Origin of the sequence: Duganella callida, assembly GCF_004614165.1 — a bacterium.
Lineage (GTDB): Bacteria > Pseudomonadota > Gammaproteobacteria > Burkholderiales > Burkholderiaceae_D > Rugamonas > Rugamonas callida.
Genome location: NZ_SPVG01000149.1, coordinates 1 through 3,079, shown reverse-complemented (window position 1 = coordinate 3,079; position 3,079 = coordinate 1). Strand labels below are relative to the sequence as shown.

At 71.6% G+C, this 3,079-nt stretch carries 3 protein-coding genes; 1 reads left to right on the top strand and 2 read right to left on the bottom strand.

Annotation, left to right across the window (positions count from 1 at the left end; all coding sequences use genetic code 11):
• The coding region (locus E4L98_RS14770; protein WP_443093088.1) for a ligand-binding sensor domain-containing protein at window positions 1-1,067 on the bottom strand (1,067 nt) is incomplete at its 3' end.
• Between the two features lie 155 nt (window positions 1,068-1,222).
• On the opposite strand from E4L98_RS14770, the gene E4L98_RS14765 reads away from it, so the two are divergent.
• A complete protein-coding gene (locus E4L98_RS14765; protein ID WP_135202316.1) occupies window positions 1,223-2,434 on the top strand; it encodes an acyltransferase family protein in 1,212 nt (403 codons plus the stop codon).
• Here the strand turns inward: E4L98_RS14765 and E4L98_RS14760 are convergent.
• Window positions 2,370-3,079, bottom strand: a 710-nt coding sequence (locus tag E4L98_RS14760) for a penicillin acylase family protein (RefSeq protein WP_167761336.1), incomplete at its 5' end; no start/stop codon positions are given. The genes E4L98_RS14765 and E4L98_RS14760 overlap by 65 nt on opposite strands.

The following is a 3,079-nucleotide window of genomic DNA, read 5'->3' as shown; positions in this document are numbered from 1 at the left end:
TAGTTGACGGCCAGGGCCGGCACGCCGATCCAGACGCCGCCGGCGGCGCGCAGCGCCAGCGGCCGCGCGCCGGCGATGTAGCGTGGCAGCGCCAGCGGCCGCAGCCGGTAGTGGCTGAACCGGTCCAGGCCATTTTCGGTGCCGATCCAGATGTTGCGCTCGCGGTCCTCGAACACCGCGAAGCCATGCAGACCGGACAAGCCGTGTTCGGCGCCGGTGCGCTGCGGCGCCGCGCCGGCGCGCACCCGCGCCACGCCGGCGTAATCGGGCTGCCACAGGGCGCCGTCATGGTCGAACAGAAAGGCGCTGAGCTTGTCGCCGCTGCGCCAGGCGCGCTCGTCGCCGACGCCGGCCAGCCGATGCAGGCCGGGGCGCATCAGGTCCGAAGTCCACACGCTGCCGTCCGGATGCTGGGCCAGCGCGCCGTAGCCGGCCACGCGCCGGCGCAGTGCGAAGCTGGCCGCGCCCCTGGGCAGCGCGTAGACGGCGTAATTGGTGCGCACCCAGAACACCCCGTCGCGGTCGAGCAGCATGTCGTCGGTGTCGACCTGCGGCGCGGCGTAGTGCGCGGCGGGCGGCCGCCAGTCGCCGTCCGCGCCCTGCAGCAGCAGGCCCTGTTTGCCGCCCAGCCACAGGCGGCCATCGGCGTCGCGGCCGATGCGGGAGATGCTGCCGGCCGGCGTGCCGTGCTCGCCCACGCGGTAATGGCGCATCACGCCGTCCTTGAGCAGACTGGCGCCGCCGAACTTGTAGGCGATCCACAGCGTCCCGTCGGGCAGCAGCCCGAGGTTGGCGACGCTGGACGACAGCGGCGCCAGCGCGCCGGCCGCGCGCTGGAAGCGCACGCCATCGAAGCGGAACAGGCCCGCCGAACTGCCGATCCACAGCCAGCCGTCCGGCGTCTGCGTGATCGCGTTGATGCCGGTGGGCGCGCCGGCCGCCGCCGTCCAGCTGGCGTGCTGCATGGCGATGATGGGCGCCGTGCCGTCCGCCGTCGCGGCCAGCGCCGGCACGCGGCAATACAGCGCCACCGCAGCGGCGGCTACAACTCGGATTGATAAACGCATCGGTGGCGGGGCGACTTGCGGGAAACCAGCATCTTACCCGATGCCGGCCGCCGCTCCCAGCGCCGGTTCGCCCCGCGCGGCGCCCGGCTCGCCCCATCGTCGTGGACGGCGGCGGCCGGCGCGCCTAATCTGGCGTCACCAACAAGGAGCCCACCATGCCCGCGCAACGCCACTACTTCCTCGACTGGATACGCATCCTGGCCTTTTTCGTCCTGATCTTCTACCACACCGGCATGTACTACGTGAGCTGGGACTGGCACGTGAAAAGCCCGTACGCCGGCCACGCCCTCGAACCGCTGATGCTCCTGTCCTCGCCGTGGCGTCTGGGCCTGCTGTTCATGATCTCCGGTGTCGCCACCGCCTTCATGCTGAAAAAATTCAGCGTCGGCGCGCTGCTGCGCCAGCGCAGCTGGCGCCTGCTGGTGCCGCTGCTGTTCGGCATGCTGGTGATCGTGCCGCCGCAATCGTATTACGAGGTGGTCGAAAAAATCGCCTACCCGGGCAGCTATGCGGAATTCATGCGGCTGTACCTGCGCGGCTACCACGGCTTCTGCCGCGGCGACGACTGCCTGATCCTGCCGACCTGGAATCACCTGTGGTTCGTGGCCTATCTATGGGTCTACACCATGGTCGGCGGCCTGCTGGCCTGGCTGCTGGGCGGCGCGCGCCGGGCGCGCGCCGGCGATGCACTGGGCCGCCTGCTGGTCGGCTGGAAGATCATCGCGCTGCCGGTGGCGGTGCTGGCGCTGGCGCGCATCGCGCTGGCCGACCGTTTTCCCGCCACCCATGCGCTGGCCGACGACTGGTACAACCACGCGCAGTACTTCTTCTTGTTCGGGCTGGGCGCGCTGCTGGCGCTGCAGGATGGTTTCTGGGCCCGGGTCGCGGCGCTGCGCTTCACCAGCCTGGCGCTGTGGCTGGCCAGCTGGGCGCTGGTGCTGTGCTACTGGTCGATTCCCGACGCGCTGGCCGCCACGCCCGAGGTGCTGCAATGGCGGCCGCTGATGCGCGTGGTGTACGCCACCTGCCAGTGGGCGCCGGTGCTGGCCGTGTGCGGCTTCGGCCAGCGCCACCTGAACGTCGACGGCGCCAAGCGCCGCTACCTGACCGAGGCGGTATTCCCGGTCTACATCGCGCACCAGACCCTGATCGTGGTGATGGCGCACTGGCTCAAGCCGGTGCAGCTGGCGCCGGCGGCCGAAGGCGCGGTACTGATCGTGCTGACCCTGGCCCTCAGCTTCGGCCTGTTCGAGGCGGTGCGGCGCGTCGCCGTGCTGCGCCCGCTGTTCGGCCTGGGGCCGCTTACTGCACGAACGTCAGCGTATGCTGCGCCGGCCCCGGCAGCAGCGGCGCCGCCCGGCCGGTGAGCCAGTCGGCGCGGCCGTCGAGGAAGTACGGCGACAGCGGGTGGCCGCTCTGGCCGCCCGGCATGTTGAAGATGCCCTGCGCCTCGTGACCGGGCGACACCGTCATGCGCTCCGACTGGCCGAAGGCCGGTCCGGCCACGCGCGGCATGTGCTGGTCGCCGGGCAGCAGGTCGGGCGCCACCTTGAGGAATTTGCCCAGCAGCGGCACCACGGCGGCGAACGGATGGGCGCTGGCGGCGGTATTGCGCTGGCCCCAGGTGGCCTGGGACAGCGGCTGGCCATCCCTGGTCAGATCGGCGATGACGCGGTCCAGCGCCGCCAGTTCCAGCGCCTGCCAGCTGGCATACTGCGGCGGCAGCCAGGCCGCCGGCTGCTGGTCGAGCAATCGCGCCAGCACCACCGGCCAGCGCGCGCTGACCGCCGCCATGCTGGCCTTCGGATCGATCCGCGCCAGCTCGCCGTTGGCGCCGTCGTAGCACAGGTCATACACCGCGTACATGAAGGCGCGCGTGATGCGGTAGCCGACCGAATCGACGCTGGCCCTGCCGCTCCAGCTGTCCTTCAGCAGCGCCAGCGCCTCGGCGCGGCGGGCGTTGCCGGCCAGCGCCCGCGCGTCCAGCGCGGCGATGGCGCGCTCGCGCCATC

Excerpts from the sequence above, each read along its gene's own strand:
- E4L98_RS14765 (WP_135202316.1), top strand. The coding sequence starts at position 1,223 with ATGCCCGCGCAACGCCACTACTTCCTCGACTGGATACGCATCCTGGCC.